Here is a 19,279-nt window from a genome sequence, read left to right on the forward strand (position 1 = left end):
TCTGGAACCTTGCTGCCAGCGCCTGGCCCGCTGGCCTCATGGGACGAGGAGCGTTCCCGGCGGATTGCTGGTGGCGGTCGTGGTGGAGTGCGGCGGTACCGGCGCAGTGGTCAGGGCTGTATGGGCAGGTCGGCGAGAGTGTTTCCGGCTGAGCTGGCGAGGTGGAGGGTGAACGGGCCGGGTTCGGTCGCCCAGACATGCCCGTTCCAATGCTGGAAGGCTCGTGCGGCGATGGGGATGGTCACGTCGACGCATTCACCGGGTTCGGCGTGCACGGTGGCGTAGCCGGCGAGCCAGCGGGCTGGGCGTTCGATCGCGGAGTCGGGACGGGAGAGGTAGAGCTGGACGACGTGCTTGCCCGGTCGGTTTCCGGTGTTGCAGACCGATATGTGGGCGGTGGTCCCGTCGACCGTGAACTCCTCGTGGTCCCAGTTGGTGTAGCCGACCCCCTCGCCGAACCAGTAGGCGGGGGTGGCTCCGTCGCGGAGGTAGGCGCGGTGTCCGATGTGCAGTCCTTCGGTGTAGGCCAGCGTTCCGTCGGATGGTGTGACGTCGTCGACCGGTACCGAGTCGGCATCGGCGGGCCATGTGGTGGGCAGCCGCCCGCCGGGTTCCACGGCGCCGGACAGCACGTCGGCGAGGGCGTTGCCGAACTCCATGCCGGGGAACCAGCCGAGCAGTACGGCGGCGACGTCATCGCGCCAGGGCATCTCCACCGGGGCGCCGGAGTTGACGACGACCACGGTGCGCGGGTTGGCCTCGGCGACTGCGGCGACCAGCTCGTTCTGGCGCCCGGGCAGTGCGAGGTCGGTGCGGTCGAAGCCCTCGCTCTCGATCGCCTCGGTCGTCCCGATGACCACCACTGCCACGTCGGCCGTGCGGGCGGCCTCGACGGCCCGGGTGAACTCCTCTTCTGCGGGGAGTTCCGGGCGTCGCAGGCCCAGCCGGGCGCGGAACATGGGGAGCTCGGGAGGCCAGGTGTAATGGACGATCACGGTGACCTCTTCACCGGCCTGGAGTTCGATGCTCGTGCTGGCCTGCGGCGGGTCGAAGAACAGTGAGACCAGCGTCCAGGGGTCGGTGACGGTGTGTTCGGCGACGACGGGCCCGTCGTTCAGGCGCAGTTCCAGGTCGCCGACGCCGAAGCCGCCCACCTGCCAGGTACCGGATTCAGATGCGCGGAAGGTCGCCCGCAGTATGCAGGAGGTGCTGCCGGGGGGTGTGGTGGCTTTGCTGCGGAAGACACCGGGAACATTGGTGGGCTCGGTCAGCAGCGCAGACCCGTCGGGCGCCAGCCAGATCACGGCGCCCGAGACGATGTCGCCCTCGGAGGGCCGGCGCAGACCCGAGTGCAGGCGTAGACCGTCGGCCTGCACCAGCCGCTCGCCCCAGACGGCTTGCATGCCCTGCTCGGGCGTCACGATGTACGGGGCGGTGACGGCGGCGCTGCCGCCTCCCTGGGTGCGCGGGTCGCGGGAACCGGGACCGATCAGGGCGACCGTCATGTCGGTGGCGAGGGGCAGCAGGTCGCTTTCGTTGCGGAGCAGGACCATGCCCGCGGCGGTCGCCTCTCGGGCCAGCGCGGCGGCGGGATCCGCGGTGGGGCGTGGACGATCGGCCGGGAAATCCTTGAGGGCTCCGACCCGCTCGGCGAGGAGCAGCAGGTGGCGCACTTTGCGGTCGATCGCCTCCTCGGGCACCGTGCCCGAGCGAACGGCCTCGGCCAGGGCCTCGCACCACAGGGGCTCGGGGCCGGGCATCGCCAGGTCGGTGCCCGCGCGGGCGGACTTCTCGGTGGAGTACACCGCGCCCCAGTCCGACACCACCACGCCGTCGAAACCCCATTCGCTGCGCAGGGGGTCCTCCAGGAGCGCGTTCTCGGTCATGGGGGCGCCGTTGACACCGTTGTAGGCGGCCATGATCGACCACGGTCGACTCTCGCGGACGACGTGTTCGAATGGGGCGAGGTACAGCTCACGCAAGGTGCGCTCGTCGACGCGGGCGTCGACTGTGTTGCGGTCGGTTTCAGAGTCGTTGGCGACGAAGTGCTTGGGGCAGGCCGCGATACCGTGCCGCTGGATGCCGTCGACGTAGGCGGCGGCAAGCCGTCCGGTCAGCAGCGGGTCTTCGGAGAAGCATTCGAAGTGGCGGCCACCGCGCGGGGCACGGTGCAGGTTGATGGTGGGGCCGAGGACGACGTCGACTTCCTTGGTCGCGGCTTCGGCGGCAAGTAGCTCACCGACGCGCCGGAGCAGATCGTCGTCCCAGCTGGCGGCGAGCGCCGTGGGAGAAGGCAGGTTCGCGGAGGTGTTCCGTTCGTTCTCCGACCAGCCGCGGACTCCGACCGGGCCGTCGGACAGGTGCATCGCGCGCAGGCCGATCACAGGTGCCTCGGCTGTGGACCACAGGCCCGTTCCGGTGATGAGCCGCAGTTTGGTGTCCAGGTCGAGGCTGCTCAGCAGGCGGTCGATCATGCGCTTTCGCTCTCCGTTTCGGCGGTTTCGGCGGTCTCGGCGGTGGTGAAGTGGTGGCGGCCCGGGCCGACCAGCTCTGGCGGACGGCCAGGTAGCACGACGTCGGCGGTCGTGCCGGGAGGTATGAGGACGGACAGGCGCAGCACGTCCCGGTCCAGGGACCAGGACGACTCGATGCGCCCGTGCGGAGAATCGTGGGCGGCAGAGGCTGAGGTGAGGCTCCCGCCGGGTACGGGTTCGATCCGGAGATGCCGGTATCCGCCACGGGCTCCCGGACGGATGCCGGCGACGTAGCGGTGGAGGAAGCCGATCACGGCGCCCTTGGAGTAGTGGTTGAGGGAGTCGTGTGGCGTCCCGTCGTCGCGGATTCCGTCCCAGTGCTCCCAGACCGTGGTGGCGCCGCAGTCGATCATGTGGAGCCAGGACGGCGGAGTGTCTTGGAACAGCAGTTCGTAGGCGACGTCGGCGTGGCCGGTGTCGGCGAGAACGGGCAGCAGGTCGGGGGTCGCCAGGAATCCGGTGCCCAGGTGCGTCCCGGCCGCCCGGATCAGCGCCACGAGCTGCGCGGCGACTCGGTCGCGCAGGTCGTCCGGGACCAGACCGAAGCGCAGGGCCCGGACCAGGTTCGCCTGGGTCGCCGGGCGGACGGCTCGGTCGGCGTCCAGGAACTCTGCTCGCCATGCTGCCCGCACCTGCCCGGCCAGAGCGGTGTAGCGATCGGAGTCCTCCGCGAGGCCGAGGATCTCGGCGATGCGGCCCGCCAGGTCGGCTGAGCGGGCGAAGTAGGCGGTGGCGACATCGGATTTGTCGAGGGCGACGAACGCCTCCAGGGAGCCGGTGAGGTCGGCCCCGGGTTCGAGCCACTCGCCCCAGTGGAAGCCGGTGTCCCACACATACCGTTCGTGGGGCCTTGCCGGTCCGGTACGGGAAGGGTGGCGTCCATGCGCTGCCATGCGTTCGGCGCGGTCGAGCCAGCGCACCATGTGCGGCCACATCTCGGTGAGGACGCCGGTGTCGCCGTAGGCGCGGTAGAGCTCCCAAGGGACCAGGACAATCGCGTCGCCCCATCCGGCCGAGCCGTGGATGAACGCGGCGGGGCTGTCCTTGCCGTGAGCGGGGGCCGACGGGGAGATGCTGGTGACGGTGCCGTCCTCCCACTGGTCGACGGCGACGTCGCGCAGCCATTTCAACGAGAATCCCGCGACGTCGTAGAGGAAGGCAGCGGTCGGTGCGAACAGTTGCCAGTCGCCGGTCCAGCCGGCGCGCTCGCGGTGCGGGCAGTCGGTGGGAATGTCGCAGGCGTTGTCGCGGAAGCTCCACACCGCGGCCTCGTGCAGCCGGTTGATCCGGTCGTCGCTGCAGGTGAACCATCCGGTGCGACGCATGTCGGTGTGCACGACGACTCCGGTGACGTCCTCGCGGGAGGGCTCGCCGGGATGGCCTTCGATGCGGACGTACTGGAAGCCGTGGACGGTGTGGCGCGGCTCGAACATCTCGCCGTCGCGGCCGGAAGAAATGATCTGGTCGACCATTCCGGCGGGCAGCGGGTGGGGAACAGACGGTCCTTCGGGGCGCAGGTGGTCGGTGGTGACATCACCCGACGCGTCCAGGGCCTCGCCGTGGACGAGGGTGAGGCGGGTACCTTCGGGGCCGAGGTTCGACAGCCGCACGCGTCCGGTGATGTTCTGGCCGAGGTCGACCAGGTGGCGCCCCTCGCCGAGGCGGGTCACCGCGACCGGCCTCAACTCCTGGGTCACGCGTACGGGCGGCGCCGAGGACACGACGAGACGCTCGTATCCCAGGTCGGAGGTGGCCACGGGCTGCCAGGGGGGCGAGGCGGCCGGTCGGCGGTCCTCACGCTGGCCCTCGATGAGGTCGGCGGCGAGGATGGGCGAGGTACGGCTGAGCCAGGTCGTGTCGGTGCCGGTGATGGTCACGTCGCCGTCGGGATGCTCGATGTGGAGTTGGGCGAGGAACGCTGTTCGAGTGCCCCACTGGTCCTGATCCCGGGTGAGACCGATCTGTCCGCGGAACCACCCATCGCTCAGCAGCACCGTGAAGTCCTGCTCGCCTTCGGCTAGCAACCCCGTGACGTCGTAGGTCTGCACCTGGAGACGCCGTGTGTACTGGGTGAAGCCGGGTGTCAGCTCCAGATCGCCGACCCGGCGGCCGCCGAGGAACGCCTCGTACAGGCCGTGAGCGGTGGCGTACAGCCGGGCGTGAGCCACCGGCCTGTCGAGGACCACGGTGCTAGCCAGCTCATAGGTCGGACGTCCCGGCCCCGGAGGCGGCTCGTTTTCGGCGGGGTGGATCCACCGCGCCGTCCAGTCGGCGGCGTCGAGCAGTCCGGTCTCGAAGGCACACCACGGCGACCATTGCGACTCCCCTCTGTCGGTGCGTGCCTGGACCTGCCACCGCACACGCTCTCGGGACCTGAGCGGGGAGAACGGCCAGGGAACGAGCACGTTGCCGTCACCGTCCCGCCAGCCGGTTTCTCGGCCCGAGTCGAGGCGGATGCGGTAGGCGCGCTGGCCGGTGGCCTCGGGCGGGAGCCGCCAGGACAGGCGCGGCTGCCGGTCACCGATGCCCAGCGGCGCATCGAGATGCTCGACGCGCAGCCCCGAAGGGCCTGGCACGCTCCATCCTTTCCGTCCGGCCGCCTTTGGAGTCACTTCTTCATCTCCTCGTGGGCGATGCTGGAGGGGACGGCGCTGTCGGGGTGTCCGGACTCCGGATCGAACAGGTGGCAGGCCAGCGTCACCCCGTCGTGGACGACCTCGCGGGGCCGACGGCTGCCGCACACGTCCGCCGCGCGCGGGCACCGGGAGGTGAACGGGCAGCTGTCGGGTCGGCCGCCCGGCCGCCGCGCCGCGTCGGCGGGGATCATCGCTGCGGTACGGGCGGCCCGGCGGGTGCGCTGTGCGGCGACGTCGGCGATCGGCGCGGCGGCGTGCAGAGCCTGGGTATAGGGGTGCGCCGGCCTGAGCCCCACCTGGTCGGCTGGGCCGCATTCCATGACACGTCCTTGGTAGAGAACGGCAATGCGGTCGGCGATGTGCCGGACGACCGCGAGGTCATGGCTGATGAACAGGTAGGACAGCTCCTGCTCTCGGCGCAGATCGCTCAGGAGGTTCAGCATCTGAGCCTGGGTGGACAGGTCGAGAGCGCTGGTGGGTTCGTCGCAGACCACCAGTTCCGGCTCAGCGGCCAAGGCGCGGGCGATCGCGATGCGCTGCCGCTGCCCTCCGGAGAACTCGTGGGGGTACCGGGTGGCGGCCACCGCCGGAAGGCCGACGCGTTCCAGCAGCTCGCCGACCGTTTCACGGCGTCGCGCGCGAGACAGGCGGCCCCCGCCGTGCAGTGACTCCGCGACGCTGTCGCCCACGGTGCGGGCCGGGTTCAGCGAGCTGTTGGGATCCTGGAAGACGGTCTGGATGCGGTGAATGAGCCCGGGCCCACGGCGCACGGCGGGCAGATGACCGATCTCCTGCCCGTCGAAGCCGATCCGCCCTCCGGAAACGGGGACGAGACCCAGGACCGCACGGCCCAACGTCGTCTTGCCCGAGCCGGACTCACCGACCAGCCCCAGCGTCTCCCCGCGCCCGACGGTCAGTGAGACCCCATCCACCGACGGCGGACGGCGGGGGTAGGCGACGGTCAGCTCTTCCACATCGAGCAGCCGGTTCACGAGCGTGCCTCCACGAACAGATCGACGGCGCGCACGCACCGTGCGGCGTCCCGCCCGTCGTCGGCTTTCAACGCGACGGGAGATTCGAGGGCGACAGGGGCGGTACGGCAGCGTTCCTGGGCGTGCGGGCACCTGTCGGCGAATCGGCATCCCGTCGGCCAGTCCTTCGGCTGCGGCACCGTGCCGGCAATGGCGCTCAGTCGTCCCGTGTGCGCCGCCGATTCGGGGGTCGAGGCCAGCAACCCACGCGTGTACGGGTGCAGGGGCGCGGCGAGGACGTCCTCGACAGCGCCCTGCTCGACGACTTGCCCGGCGTACATCACCGCCATGTCGTCGCAGATGTCGGCCACCACTCCGAGGTCGTGCGTGACCAGCAGCAGCGCCATACCGCGCTGCTCTTTCAGCTCGCGCAGCAGATCTAGGATCTCGGCCTGCACGGTGACGTCCAGCGCTGTCGTCGGCTCGTCGGCGATGAGCAGCTGCGGCGATCCCGCCAGCGCCATCGCGATCGCCGCCCGCTGAGCCATGCCGCCGGACAGCTGGTGGGGGTAGCTCGCAGCGGTGCGGACCGGGTCGGCGATGCCTGCTTCGGCGAGCAGTTCCAGACACCGTTCGCGGCGCCGACGGCGGGGCACCCCTGCGGTGTGGGCCAGCACCTCGCACAGCTGGCTTCCCACCGTGAACGAGGGGTCCAGGGCCACCATGGGCTCCTGCGAGATCAGCCCGATCCGCGAGCCGCGGAAGCGGTTCAGCTGCCGCTCACCCAGCCCGACCAGCTCTTCGCCGGCGAAGCGGATCGACCCTCCTGTGACCGCTCCCGGCTGCGGGACCAGTCCCGGGATGGCCAGGACACTGATCGACTTGCCGCAGCCCGACTCCCCCACCAGGCCGAGCGCCCGCCCTTCGCGCACCTCGAAGCCGACCCCGTCCACGACGGGCTGAACACCGCCGTCCTGCGCCCCGGGGAATGAAACGGTGAGGCCGCGCACCGACAGCAGCGGCTCATCCTGGGGCGGTGCTGCTTCCTCGGCTCCGACTCCATGCGCCTCGGGCCGGCGGACCACCGAGCGCACAGGCCGCATGCGAGCGCGGGCCCGTGTTCCCCGCGCGGCGCGAGTTCCCGGCGTGAGGTCGCCGAGCGAGCCGCCGATGAAGTTCAGCGCCATCACGGTGAAGATCAGCGCGGCACCGCTGGGCACCATCAGCCAGGGATCCGAGGTCATCTGCTGGCTCGCCTCGTAGATCATCTGACCCCAGCTCGGCTTCTCGGGATTGCCTCCAAGGCCGAGGAACGACAGTGATGCCCCGACGATCACTCCGGCGGAGAGCATGAGCACGGCCTGGACCGTCAGCGGTGCGGTGATCACGGGCAGGATGTGCCGGGTCATGACCCGGCGGCGGGACAGCCCGGCGGTGTACGCGGCGTCCACGAACAGCTCCTCGCGCACCGCCCGGGTGAGGTTACGGGTGAAGCGCAGAACGCCGCCTGCCGAGATCACCCCCAGCGCGCCCATCAGGACCGCGGTGTTTCGCGGGTAGATGACCGCGAGAGCCACGATGACGATGAAGCCGGGCAGTGCGAAGCTCAGATCCGCCAGCCACAGCAGAACCCGGTCGACGGTCTTGCCAGAGAACCCGGCCAGCAGCCCTGCGGACACCCCTATCAGCAACGCGATGACGGTCGCCTCCGCGGCGCCCCATAGCAGCGTCGCGGAGCCGAACATCACCCGCGACAGCTCATCGCGGCCCAACCCGTCAGTGCCGAGCAGGTGCGCTCCGGTCGGGCCCTGGTTCGCGGCCGGTAGATCCTGTGCCAGCGGGTCCTGTGGTGCCAGGACCGAGGCGAACACACTGGTCAGGCAGATCGCGGCCAGCCACAGCAGCGACAGCGCAGCCAGCGGGGACCTGAAGGCGGCGAGCACACGGGTGAAGGTCATGCCCGCTCCCTGGCCCGTGGATTGAGCAATGCCGCTCCCACATCGATCAGCAGGTTGATCAGGACGACGAACACCGCGAACAGCAGCACCGCCCCCTGGACGACGGGCACATCGTGCTGGGTAACGCTGGTGAGCATCACGCCGCCGAGTCCGGGCAGGTTGAACAGCTGCTCGATGAGGACGGCGCCCGCGATGAGGCCGAGCACCTGGAAACCGATCACTGTCACCACCGGCGCCATGCAATTGCGCAGCGCGTGCTTGAACAGAACCGACCGCCGTGGAAGGCCGGCCGCCCGCAGCGACCGGATGTAGTCCTTGGCCAGCACGTCGATCATTGCCCTGCGCACCTGAAGCGCGAGCGCGAAGGCGGGGCCGACGGCCAGGGTGAGCACGGGCAGCGTCAGGGACCGCAGCCATTCCCCAGGCGAGCTCAGCGGCACGTAGCCGGACGCGGGGAACAGGGACAGGTGGACCGCGAACAGCAGCAAGAGCCCGACGCCGAGCCAGAAGTTCGGCACCGCGATCGCCAGGCCCGCGGTCCCCTGCAAGAGGCGGTCGAGCCACCCCGGGCGCAGTGCCGCCCACGTTCCGAGGCCGACCCCTGCCACCACGATGACCACGATGGCCAGCCCGGTCAGCGACAGCGTCACCGGCAGCGCGGCCGCCAGCGTCTCCACCACCGGGGCGCGGTTGATCCACGACGTGCCCAGGTCACCTCGCGCAGCGGCCCCGAGCCAGGTCTGGAACTGGTCGAGCACGGGTCTGTCCAGGCCGAGGGAGGCGTTGAGCTCCGCCACCTGCTCCCCGGACGCACCGCTGCCGAGAATGAAGCTGCCCGGATCGCCCGGCACCAGCTGGACCAGGAAGAACGTCGCGGTGGCCACGATGAGGAGCATCGGCAGCGCCAGAAGCAGGCGTCCCAGCATCGGTCGCAGGGTCGCGCGCATCAGCTCGCCTTCGCGGGACGGAAGGTGTACAGCGGGCAGGTGGTGCGCTGGCCGATGTCGCAGGTCACGCCCTTGCTCGTCACGTACAGGTTCGAGGAGTGGCCGACGATCAGGAACCACGCCTTGTCGTTGACGATCCCGACCAGGTCCTCCATCGCCCGGGTCTGGGCGTCTCCCAGCGGAGCCTGGGTGCGGTCCAGCGCGGCGGAGATCTGGGGGTCGGTCGAGTGGTTGAGATTGCCCAGGCCGTTGGGCGAGAGGATCTCGTTCACCGACTGGGCGGGCGGGGTCATCGTCCAGGCGAACGACGTCGCCGCCCACTTACCGGACCGGACCTCGTTGGTGTAGTCGGCGACGTGTGGCTTGATGTCCATCTTCACGCCCACCTGGCGCAGGTAGCCGGCGACGGCCTGCTCCAGCTTGCTGTCCTGGCCGGCTCCCAGGAACGGCAGGGTGAAGCCGTTGGGGTAGCCGGCCTCGGCCAGCAGCTTCTTGGCCTTGGCGGGATCGTAGGAGTAGGCCTCCTTCACCTTGGCGCCGCTGCCACTCAGACCCTCGGGCATGATGAGGGAGGCGGGCGCGCCGACACCGTAGAAGACCGCCTTCATGACGGCGTCACGATCAACGGCGTAGTTCAGGGCCTGCCGCACCTTCTCCTCGCCCAGCGCCGGCACGATCTTCCCGGCCCTGTCACTCAGCCAGATGCCCTGCAGCGTGGTGGGCTTGGCCTGGTGGATGTTGAGCCCGGCCGTGCGGTCACCGGCGAGGAACTCCGGCCTGCCGAGCCCTCCGTCGATCTGCCCGGTCTTGAGCGCGTTGTCCATGGCCTGGAGCGAGCTGAAGTTCTTCATCTCCAGCTTCTGGTACTGGAACTCGCTCGGGTTCCAGTGGCCCTGACGCCGAGTGAAGACCCAGTCCTGGCCAGGGACGGCCGAGGTCAGCGTGTACGGGCCGCTGCCGGCCGGCTTGGACCTCAGGGACGCCGGGTTCTTCAGCGCCTTGGGATTGACGATGAATCCTCCGCCGGTCGCGAGGTTCGTCAGCAGGTCCGGCTGCGGCGTCCTGGACTCCAGCGTCAGGGTGGTGGGGTCGACGACGGTCGTCGTCAGCGCGGCGATGTAGGGCGTGCGCTGGCCCGCCGGCACCGCCTTCTTCGCGTAGTCGAAGTTGGCCTTCACCGCCTCGGCGTTGACAGGGGTGCCATCGTCGAACTTCGCGTCGTCGCGCAGCTTGAGCGTGACCTTGTTCGAGCCGCTGAGCTGCCACGACGTGGCCAGGCCCGGGGTGATCTTCCCGTCCGGCGCAACGTGCGTCAGGGAGTCGTAGCTGATCTGGTTGAGCAACAGAGAGGCGTTGTCACCGAACGGGGCCAGCCACGGATCGAACGCGATCACCGGCCCAGAAATGGTGCCGAACCTCAGCTCGGTGCGTCCGCCGCCCTTGGAGCTGGCCCCTCCGCCACATGCCGCAGCCGCGAGCAGCACAGCCGCAGCCGTCACGACGAGCCCGCTGATCGGCCGGGTTCTTTTCATCATCACTGTCTCTTTCTGGTCTCGATGCGCCGGCGCCGTCCTAGAGCTGGTCCGGGATGGTGGCGCCGCGCAGGAAAGGCCCAGTGGGGTGGGGAACGGGATGCTGAAGCGAGGGAGCGATGCGTCTGTCGTCTCTGGGCCGCGATCGGCGTGGCGCACCTCGCCGTTTTCGACTCAAGCGCTCCTGGCCAGCCCTCCCAGCCAGGCCAGGGAGGGCTTCGGGGTGCGGGCGAAGGTCGTCGGATCGACGGCGACGAGGCCGTAGGTGGGGGCGTAGTCGCCCCACTCGTAGTTGTCGAGCAGGCTCCAGTGGAAGTAGCCGCGTACGTCGACCCCGTCGGCCATGGCCTCCTGGAGCGAGCGAAGCGCGTCGGAGGTGTAGGCGATGCGCTGGGCGTCGTCGTCGGTGGCGATGCCGTTCTCGGTGACGATGACGGGCAGGCCGGTGCGGGCGGCGGTGAAGCGGACCGCGCCGCCCAGCGCCGACGGGTAGTACTCCCACCCGGTCAGGGTGCGCGCGGCCCCGCCCTCAGCGCGGAGTCTGACCGGCTCGCCCTCCCTGTTGCCGATGCGGATGCGGGTGTAGGTCTGCACGCCGATCCAGTCGTCATCGCGGGCCGCGTTCAGGAAAGGATCAAGCCGCGACCTCACCCACTGCTCGGCCTGGGCGTGGGCGTCCGGAGCCGCCTGGACGTCGATCACCGCGACGCACCAGCCGATCTGGAGGCCCGGAACCTGTTCCCGCAGCAGGACGCCGGCGCGTCCGTGAGCCTCGATCAGAGCGTTCGCGATCACCTCGTCGGGTTCGGGAATTCCGCCCTCGAAGACCGAGACGCCCTCGTTCAGGAGCCGGTCGAAGACGCTGACGACGTTGGGCTCATTGATCGTGCAGACCCGCTCGACCCCGTCGCGGAGAATGGGTGCGACCGCCTCGGCGTACCGCAGGTACCTGTCGACAGCGCCGGGGGCGCCCCAGCCTCCCTGGCGAGCGAACCAGGCCGGCGTCGTGAAGTGGTGCAAAGTGATCAACGGGCGGAGCCCGCGGGCGAGCGCACCGTCGATCATGGCGCGATAGTGGGCGAGCGCCGCCAGTGAGAACTGGCCGTCCACCGGCTCGATGCGCGCCCATTCGATGCTGAACCGGTAGTCGGTGAACCCGGCGGCGGCCAGCAGGTCCATGTCCTCCTCCCAGCGGTGAAAACTGTCGGCGGCGTCTCTGCTGGGTTCCTTCACGAAACTCTCGGGCTCCTGCTCCAACGCCCACCAGTCGCTGGTGGTGTTGTTGCCCTCGGTCTGGTGGGCGGAGGTCGAGGCCCCCCACAGAAAACCGCCGGGGACGTCAAACCCGTCGAGTGGCGTCAAAACGGATTCCTTTCGTGCGGTTCGAGTCCGGCGAACACAGCGGACGAGCACGTCGTCTGCAGGCAAAGGAGCCAGAGACCAGGCGTGTAGGCGGTGTGGTCAGCGCAGAGGCTCTCCCCCACGGAGGCCGTGGACGAAGAACTCGCCGGTTCTGCGACGAGGCGCCGGACGAAGACTTACTTACACGTTTAAGTAGCGGTAGATAGAAACTAGCCCGGCCCGGAGCGAGCGCGCAAGAGGGGTCCCGGGAAGTCGCCCGGGTCAGGCGGAGTCGCGGACCACCAAGATGCTGGCCTCGGTGCTCAACGCGCGGCCGTCCGATAGTCCAAGTCCCCTTAGGACCTGGTGGGTCAGGGTGGCGGCGACGATCCGCATGTCCTGACGGACGGTGGTCAGCGGCGGGGCGGCCAGCTGGGCGAGGGGGATGTCGTCCACGCCGACGACGGCCAGGTCGTCCGGCGCGGCCAGGCCGGCGGCGCGCATGCCGGCCAGGAAGGTGAAGGCGTACTCGTCGTTGAAGGCGCACACTCCGGTGATGCCTGCGGCCTGCCAGGTGCGGGCGATCCGCACCGCCGCGGCGCTGCCGAAAGGCATCTCCCGCACATCGGGAGGGGTCAGCCCGCGCTCGGCACATGCCTGGCGCACACCCTCCAGCCGCGGGCCGGCGAAGTCACGCATCCGGGCGTCGTCTGGGCCGAGGTAGCCCAGGCGCCGGTGGCCGTTCGCCGCGAGGTGGACGGCCTGCAGCCGTCCTATTTCGACCTGGCCCGCGGTGATCGGATCCTGGCCGTTCGCATCGGGCCAGTTGTGCACGATGTGCGCCCCCGCAGTGCTGAGCTGCGCACGGTCCTCCTCGGACACCTCGGTAAAGAAGATCACGGCGGCCGGTGTGAGCTCGCGCCACATCTCAGTGAGGGGGCGGTCTCGCTCCAGCCGCGTGACCAGCGTGAGCTCGTGCCGCCCCAGGGCGTCGGTGAGTTCCTCTACCAGCTCGATGGCGGTGAATCCGAGGGGAATGCCCTTGAGGAGCAGCAGGACGATGTCGCTGCGGCCCCGCCGCAGGTCACGTGCCGCGGCAGACGGGGTGTAGCCGAGCTTGTCGACGGCCGCCATGACCTTGCGGCGCGTCTCTTCGGAGATCCGCTGCCTGGTCACCCTGTTCAGCACATAGCTGACGGTGGCCGGCGACACCCCGGCCTCCCGGGCCACATCGACCGACGTGACCCGCCGCTGCCTGGCTGCCATGCACCAATTCCCCTCATTGGCCCGACACATCGATCGTATCGATCACTTCTGTTGAGGCGGCATCGTCCCTGGTGGGGGCATGATCCTTGCCTGGGCGGGCGGCAGGCGCAGCGAGCCGGACGCGAAGTCCACTCTCATCCCTATTGAGATGCCTGTCGATAGAACCTATAGTCCCGCTCTGAAACGTGTAAGTCAGCATAGGGCAGTACACGCGACAAGCGACGGCGAAAGATCGTGCAGCCGAACCCGGGCTGCTCGGTCCCTCAGCCGACTGCTCGATGCCGTCACCGGTCGGCACCCCGTTCGGGCCCGCTCGCGGCAAACGGGTGGCACGAAACCTGTGCCGCCTCAGATCCGGGCCAGTGCGGTGATTCGTTTCGCCAAGTGGTCTGGAGGGCGCCGACGCACGGCTGCGGCTTCTCCGATCGGCCGTCACCCGCTCCCACTTCCCCCCCCCGCCCCGCCTGATCCCGACGACTTTCAGGAGGTGCCCATGCCGCGCACCGGATCGGACCCGACCGCAGCGCGTGAAGCGCCATCACGAGCCCAGACCGCCGCCGACCGCTGCGTTCACGGCGAGGTCCGGCTCTGGCCACAGGCGGCCCCGGGGAGCGCGGGATGGACACATCGGGAGTCGGCCTTCCACGATCCGGCTGGCGGCCACCGCATTCGCAACGTGGTAGTCCCGACCCTGATCCCATACCTGCCCGAGCTCGGCCGGGCCACGGGCTCGGCCGCCATCGTCGCTCCGGGGGGCGGCTTCGTCATGCTGTCGATGGACAGCGAGGGCACCATGGCCGCCGAGTGGCTGCGCGACCGTGGGATTGCAGCGTTCGTCCTGAAGTACCGCCTGGCCCACAGCGGCGAGACCATGGCCGACTTCGCCGAGCGTGTCGCAGCCGTCTTCGCGCCGGTTCACAATGGCGAATCCGTCGCCGCCGCCATCGCGGACGTGGACCGCGGTGCCGCCGCCCTGGCGCTGGCCGATGCCCAGCGCGCGATCAGCCTGCTACGGTCGCGCGCCGCCGAGTGGGAGATCGATCCCGCCATGATCGGCATGATCGGATTCTCGGCGGGCGGCTTCCTGGCGACCAACGCCACACGCGCCCACGACCCGGCCGAGCGTCCCGACTTCGTCGCCAGTATCTACGGCGGCTATGCACAGGGGCGGCCCGCCCCGGACACGGCACCGCCGCTGTTCACGGTGGTCACGGCCGACGACCAGCTGTGCTTCGAGGAGACGATCAGGCTCGTCCAAGCCTGGCGAGCAGCCGGACGCCCTGTGGAGGCACACATCTACCCCGAGGGCGGCCACGGCTTCGGCCTCACTTCGACCGGCCATGCCGTCGACGGCTGGCCGCACCTCCTAGAGGACTGGCTCACCGCACTCGGCCACCTCGGATGACCACCGCTCCTTCCCTGTCGGCCAGCAGGCAGCGCAGTGAGGAGCCAGCGCGGTCTTGAACCCTCTGGCGCCACGTTCCACATCCCACCCCGCAGCAAGACCGCACAGGAGATGCTCATGACCACCCCCTCCACACACAGCGCTCGGGCGCAGGACGCCTCCGGCAGATCCCGCCTTGGCCGCAGGGACGGCCAACGCTGGCGCGTGCGCACCACGCTCGCCGCAGCGAGCGTCCTTGCACTCACCTTCGCCGCCCCCGCCACTGCCGCCGCCACCGCAAAGGGCGGAGGCCACGTCGACCACCGGACCTACCGAGCCTCGACCGGTACCAACGACTACCTGGTCTACGTGCCGCGCGGCTGGAAGCCCACCGACCGGCTCCCCCTGTACGTGATGGTGCATGGCTGCGGCACGACGGCCACCCAACAGATGGGCGCCAGCCTGCTCAACCCGCTCGCCGACCGCGAACGGTTCATCGTCGCCTACCCCGACAACGGCGGCCAGTGCTGGGGCGCGCTCTTCAACAAGAAGAACACCGTCCGGGGCGGCGGCGATGCCGACATCGTGGCCGGCATCACTCGTGAGGTCATCTCCCACTACCGAGCGAACACCCAGCGGGTCTACCTCGCCGGCATGTCGTCCGGCGCCTTCCAGACGAGCGCGACGGGCGCGGCCTACCCCGATCTGTACGCGGCCATCGGCGTCGCCGCGGGAGGCGGCTACGGAATGGACGTCGGCTGCATCCTCCTGTTCGACTCGGCCGCCCCGTACTACGCGCAGCAGGCCGTCGCGCAGATGGGGCGGCGCGCCCACGTCATGCCCACCTTCACCATCGGAGGAGACCGCGACCCGCTCGGCGACAGGCCCTGGCCCGGAGGATGCACCCGGCTCGCCTACAAGCAGTGGCTGGCTACCAACAACCTCCTGAAGCCGGGCACACGCGGAGACACTTTCCGCCCCAACCCGACCACCACAACGGGCCAGGTTCCAGGCGGCTACACCTGGGCCAAGGAACTGGCCGGGGACCGCAATGGCTGCCAGATCTCCGAGCGCTGGACCGTACACGGCATGAACCACGCCTGGTCCGGCGGGTCGACCGACCCCAAGTACGCCGACTACACCGACCCCAAGGGCCCCAGCGCCTCCCAAGCTTCTTGGCGCTTCTTCCGCAGGTTCACCCTCAGCGGCGGCAACACCACCTGCCGCTGACCGCTCCGAGGTGGATCTGCGCCCGAGCAGCAGCCGCGCCGTGCGTTCGCGTTCAGGCAGCGCGGCCGACAGCGCCCGAGGAGCTGGCCATCGATGATGGTTGGCAGGGCTGGGTCTTCGCCGTCGATGGTGGTCGTGGGCGGGCACCGGAGCGGCCCGCTGCAACCGCTTGACCTCGCCTTGCATCAACGGGAAGGCGGAGGCATAGCGATGCGGATTCGACTAGACCACGGGGATGCCGTAGGGCGCGGCCAGCCTCCGTACAGCATCGGCGTCATGGCCGCGCCATCGGCTAGCCGGGAGCGCACCTGCGGGTGTGACCAGTTCGAGCTCAACGAGCCCGAAGGCTTGCAGCGCCTCTTCGATGGCGAGCGCGGCCGCAGCGGCCAGCGCTGCCCCGTCGTCGACGAGGCTGTCCAGGAGGGCCTGTGCGCGACCGACTGCAGTGGTGGGCGCGCGGAGACTGATCCGCTGATGCGACGGCGTACTGACGATCATCAGCGTGGATTCCGTCAACCCCATGGCATTGAGCATCAGCGGCGAAGAGGTCTGCAGGCAGTCAGGGCTGGCGAGCAGTTGCAGCCTGAGGTTGGCGACACCGGATGCTCCGACTCGGTCCCGGGCGTGGCGGGCCAGCAGTGCCACGGTCCGGATAATGTCGACGGTGAGCTGCTCCAGCTCGATCGGGGCTTGGTCCTGCCCGGCGGTGTCCAAGGCGGCCACGAAGCTGCCAGCGCCGTCGGTGTGCAGCTCCATATAAGTGCCGAGCGGCGGCGCCTGGTGATCGTGCAGGCGGGTGTCGGCGGCGATGAACCTCGCCGAGGCGACCCCGACATCGCCCAGCTGCACATCCTGGCCCCCCGTCAACGCCTGGGTGGCCTCGGCCAGCGCTGCCGGAGTGATCCGCAGATCGCCGGGCTGCTCGGGGACCAGCGAGAGCACCATCAACGGTCGGCTGGTGCGTTGCTGGCCGGTCCGCTGCACGTCCGATTCATACACGGCGGTGACCGCGTCCACCTCGACGTCCTCGGTGCGGGCCGCCCGGTCTGCGATCGCCTGGTCGCGCTGCCGGTAGCGGGTGAAGATCTCCGGTTCACTCATCCACCGGGTCTGCGCGCCGTCCCGCACCGGATACCCCAGCAGGCCGGGTTGGGGCGACTCCGACACCGCATGTGGCGCGCGAGCGCTCCGCGCGACGGCCACCATCAGCACGCCGTGTAGCGACCCTGGACCGTCGGGCAGCGGGTAGAGGTCGAAATCCAGGTACGGCGAGACCTGGCTCTGGGCAGTCTGACGAAGCCGCCGTATCTCCCCGTCGCTGATGTCCACCCCCGGCACACTCTGGGCGGTCGCCGCTCCCGCGTTCTCGGCGACGCCCAGCAGCAGGACGCCACCTTGGTAGTTGGCCATCGCCGCCACGTCCTTGCAGAACTCGGCCTTCTGCGTTGGGTTCTTGGCGTGCACCTGCTGCTTGTAGTCCAGGACCGCGGACTCGGCCGCCACGGTGTTGCCGACCAGTGCCAGCACCTCGGCATGGCTGACCTGGTCGAGGCGGCCGACACCGAACAGTGCCTCAAGCTGCGGATTTCTGAGCATCCCGCCAACATAGCGGCGCTGACCGCGCTTCGCCGTGGCCAGCACGGCGACGGCACGTGAGGCGCCCGGCCTAGGTCGTAGACGCACCAGACTAGGCGGGCGTCCGCATCGTCATGGCCGACAACGGACCGTGCCCGGACTCGTGGCGACGGGGGCTGGCGTGAGTGGAGCTGGACTTGCCTGTACCGACTTGGAGGAAACCCGGTGCCGGGACATCCAGCTGGGCGAGCGCGCGGGCCGCCTAGACCGCTCTGCGCTCCGCGGTCGAGGACGCACTGTCCACAGCGCGGCAGAGCGTACCGGACCGCCCGGCTCCGCCGGGCGCACGGTGAGGGGGGCCCTTCTTACGGCCATACAGAGGAGAGCATGCGAAGAAGATCATCATCGCAACCACAATCGCCCTCGCCGGGCCGGGCGCTGGGCTCCCGCACCGCCCGAGCGAGCGACGGCATTGGCGCCGCCCGGACGATGGCTAGGGGCTACAGGCGGCAGGCTGTGCTGCCACCGTGGAGGGTGAACTTCTGGAAGAAACTCCAGGTGGCTTCGCTGGCGCTTGGGCCCTTGGGGGCGGTCGTTCCGCCGGACCAGTCGTGTCCCATTCCGTCCACGATCCAGCGCTCGCTGACCTGACAGCCACTGGTGTTCCGAGCCATCATCCGGCTCCAGGAGAAACCGCCGGAGACCTGACCGGTCGTGGTGGATGCAGGATCGTCGCGGTAGGTGGCACCGTTGGTACCGGGCTTGAGGAGGTTGTCGGTTGCCAGCCAGGCGAGGTAGGCGCGCCGGGTGCATCCTCCGACGTTGGGGTTCTCGCCGAGGATGTCCCAGGTCCCTCCGAAGGTGATGAAGGGCATGACGTGTGCGTGTGAGCCCATCTGCGCGACGGCCTGTGGTGCATAGCTCGGAGCATTCGAGTCGGTCATGCCCAGACAGGTGAGGGCGTCCATCCCGTAGCCGGCTCCCGCCGACACGCCGATGGCCGCGTACAGGTCGGGGTAGGCCGCGCCTGTGGCGCTGGTCTGAAACGCGCCTGATGAGAAGCCCGCGAGGTACACGCGCTCGGAGTTGATGCGGTAGTTGGCGATGACCTCACGGGTGATACCGGCCACGATGTCGGCGTCCCCGCCGCCGCCTCGCGTGATGCTCGGCTTGTCGTTGGAGACGGCGCGCCAGCACTGCCCGCCATTGTCGGGATAGGCGACCATGAACCGTTCGCGGTCCGCCAGGGGGTTGAGCAGGCTGACGTTCATCTGCTGATCGGCCGTCGAACCGCAGCCGTGCAACATCACATATAGCGGAAGCTTCTCCGCCCCATTCCATCCTTGGGGTACGTAGACGAGATAGCTGTTGTCGCCGGTCGTCGCATGGTAAGTCCGCTGGTCGACCCGGCCTGCACCGCCACCGGGGCCGCTCGGGGCGGCGGAGGCGGGAGGAGCAGTGAGGAACGCGAGGACGCTTGCCATGGCGAGTGTGGTGACGGTGGCACGGTGCCACGCCCGACCGGTACGCCTCCTTAGGGCGTCGGTGAGGAAGCGGAGACCGCGACCGTCTGGTTTGCGCTGGTTCGTTGCGGATGGATGGGACATGGATCCTCCAGGTTGAGCTGTGTAGGGGGTAGAGGGTGCTTTCTTTGAGGAGGCGCGCGGGCAAGGAGACGGCACGGCATGGGCGACTCCGGGCAGGGGTGGGGCGCAGACGGCCGAACGATGTGTGGATGCTGCGGGGTTATGCGGGCCGTCACAAAGCCGGGACCAGCCCGCCGCTGCCGGCCTGTTCCCGCACAGGCCGAAGGTGCCGCCGATAGAGAAAGACGGCATCACGTAGTCCCCGCGCCTCTACCGGGGAGACAGCGGCCTAGGCACCGGAGGTGAAGGAGCTGCTGTC

General features: G+C 69.5%; 12 protein-coding genes. 2 read left to right on the forward strand and 10 right to left on the reverse strand.

Annotation, left to right across the window (positions count from 1 at the left end):
• Positions 1-110 precede the first annotated feature (110 nt).
• From J4573_RS16410 to J4573_RS16445, 8 genes are all read right to left on the reverse strand, one after another.
• Positions 111-2,474: a glycoside hydrolase family 3 C-terminal domain-containing protein gene (locus J4573_RS16410; RefSeq protein WP_208256348.1), complete on the reverse strand. Its 2,364-nt coding sequence runs from the start codon at positions 2,472-2,474 to the stop codon at positions 111-113.
• Positions 2,471-5,110, reverse strand: coding sequence for a family 78 glycoside hydrolase catalytic domain (locus J4573_RS16415; protein WP_208256349.1), 2,640 nt, complete (start codon positions 5,108-5,110; stop codon positions 2,471-2,473). The genes J4573_RS16410 and J4573_RS16415 overlap by 4 nt, the downstream gene beginning before the upstream one ends.
• A 32-nt stretch (positions 5,111-5,142) precedes the next feature.
• Positions 5,143-6,162 (reverse strand): oligopeptide/dipeptide ABC transporter ATP-binding protein, encoded by a 1,020-nt coding sequence (locus tag J4573_RS16420; RefSeq protein WP_307796659.1) that lies wholly within the window; start codon positions 6,160-6,162, stop codon positions 5,143-5,145.
• The gene (locus J4573_RS16425; protein ID WP_208256350.1) at positions 6,159-8,099 is read right to left on the reverse strand and encodes a dipeptide/oligopeptide/nickel ABC transporter permease/ATP-binding protein; all 1,941 of its coding nucleotides are present in this window, start codon (positions 8,097-8,099) and stop codon (positions 6,159-6,161) included. The genes J4573_RS16420 and J4573_RS16425 overlap by 4 nt, the downstream gene beginning before the upstream one ends.
• On the reverse strand, positions 8,096-9,025 hold the full coding sequence (locus tag J4573_RS16430) for an ABC transporter permease (protein WP_208256351.1): 930 nt from the start codon (positions 9,023-9,025) through the stop codon (positions 8,096-8,098). Before J4573_RS16430 ends, J4573_RS16425 begins: the two co-directional genes overlap by 4 nt.
• Positions 9,026-9,045: 20 nt before the next feature.
• Positions 9,046-10,581, reverse strand: coding sequence for an ABC transporter substrate-binding protein (locus J4573_RS16435; RefSeq protein WP_208256352.1), 1,536 nt, complete (start codon positions 10,579-10,581; stop codon positions 9,046-9,048).
• A gap of 171 nt (positions 10,582-10,752) precedes the next feature.
• Positions 10,753-11,940 carry a glycoside hydrolase family 1 protein gene (locus J4573_RS16440; protein ID WP_208256353.1) on the reverse strand — a complete coding sequence of 396 codons (1,188 nt, stop codon included), beginning with the start codon at positions 11,938-11,940 and terminating at the stop codon, positions 10,753-10,755.
• Between the two features lie 261 nt (positions 11,941-12,201).
• On the reverse strand, positions 12,202-13,185 hold the full coding sequence (locus tag J4573_RS16445) for a LacI family DNA-binding transcriptional regulator (protein ID WP_208256354.1): 984 nt from the start codon (positions 13,183-13,185) through the stop codon (positions 12,202-12,204).
• A gap of 676 nt (positions 13,186-13,861) precedes the next feature.
• Here J4573_RS16445 and J4573_RS16450 point away from each other — a divergent pair.
• Both J4573_RS16450 and J4573_RS16455 read left to right on the forward strand, forming a co-directional pair.
• Positions 13,862-14,590: an alpha/beta hydrolase gene (locus tag J4573_RS16450; RefSeq protein ID WP_208256355.1), complete on the forward strand. Its 729-nt coding sequence runs from the start codon at positions 13,862-13,864 to the stop codon at positions 14,588-14,590.
• A gap of 117 nt (positions 14,591-14,707) precedes the next feature.
• Positions 14,708-15,799 carry an extracellular catalytic domain type 1 short-chain-length polyhydroxyalkanoate depolymerase gene (locus J4573_RS16455; protein ID WP_208256356.1) on the forward strand — a complete coding sequence of 364 codons (1,092 nt, stop codon included), beginning with the start codon at positions 14,708-14,710 and terminating at the stop codon, positions 15,797-15,799.
• A gap of 222 nt (positions 15,800-16,021) precedes the next feature.
• Here J4573_RS16455 and J4573_RS16460 read toward each other — a convergent pair whose 3' ends face one another.
• Together J4573_RS16460 and J4573_RS16465 are read right to left on the reverse strand one after the other, a co-directional pair.
• Positions 16,022-17,395 (reverse strand): AlbA family DNA-binding domain-containing protein, encoded by a 1,374-nt coding sequence (locus tag J4573_RS16460; protein ID WP_208256357.1) that lies wholly within the window; start codon positions 17,393-17,395, stop codon positions 16,022-16,024.
• A 479-nt stretch (positions 17,396-17,874) separates the two neighbouring features.
• Positions 17,875-18,858: an extracellular catalytic domain type 1 short-chain-length polyhydroxyalkanoate depolymerase gene (locus tag J4573_RS16465; RefSeq protein WP_208256358.1), complete on the reverse strand. Its 984-nt coding sequence runs from the start codon at positions 18,856-18,858 to the stop codon at positions 17,875-17,877.
• Positions 18,859-19,279: the final 421 nt, after the last annotated feature.

It is taken from the genome of Actinomadura barringtoniae, assembly GCF_017573505.1.
Classification (GTDB): Bacteria; Actinomycetota; Actinomycetes; order Streptosporangiales; family Streptosporangiaceae; genus Spirillospora; species Spirillospora barringtoniae.

Coding starts and splice junctions, on each gene's coding strand:
- J4573_RS16455 (WP_208256356.1), top strand. CDS start 14,708: ATGACCACCCCCTCCACACACAGCGCTCGGGCGCAGGACGCCTCCGGC.
- J4573_RS16460 (WP_208256357.1), bottom strand. CDS start 17,395: ATGCTCAGAAATCCGCAGCTTGAGGCACTGTTCGGTGTCGGCCGCCTC.
- J4573_RS16430 (WP_208256351.1), bottom strand. CDS start 9,025: ATGCTGGGACGCCTGCTTCTGGCGCTGCCGATGCTCCTCATCGTGGCC.
- J4573_RS16410 (WP_208256348.1), bottom strand. CDS start 2,474: ATGATCGACCGCCTGCTGAGCAGCCTCGACCTGGACACCAAACTGCGG.
- J4573_RS16465 (WP_208256358.1), bottom strand. CDS start 18,858: ATGGCAAGCGTCCTCGCGTTCCTCACTGCTCCTCCCGCCTCCGCCGCC.
- J4573_RS16425 (WP_208256350.1), bottom strand. CDS start 8,099: ATGACCTTCACCCGTGTGCTCGCCGCCTTCAGGTCCCCGCTGGCTGCG.
- J4573_RS16435 (WP_208256352.1), bottom strand. CDS start 10,581: ATGATGAAAAGAACCCGGCCGATCAGCGGGCTCGTCGTGACGGCTGCG.
- J4573_RS16445 (WP_208256354.1), bottom strand. CDS start 13,185: ATGGCAGCCAGGCAGCGGCGGGTCACGTCGGTCGATGTGGCCCGGGAG.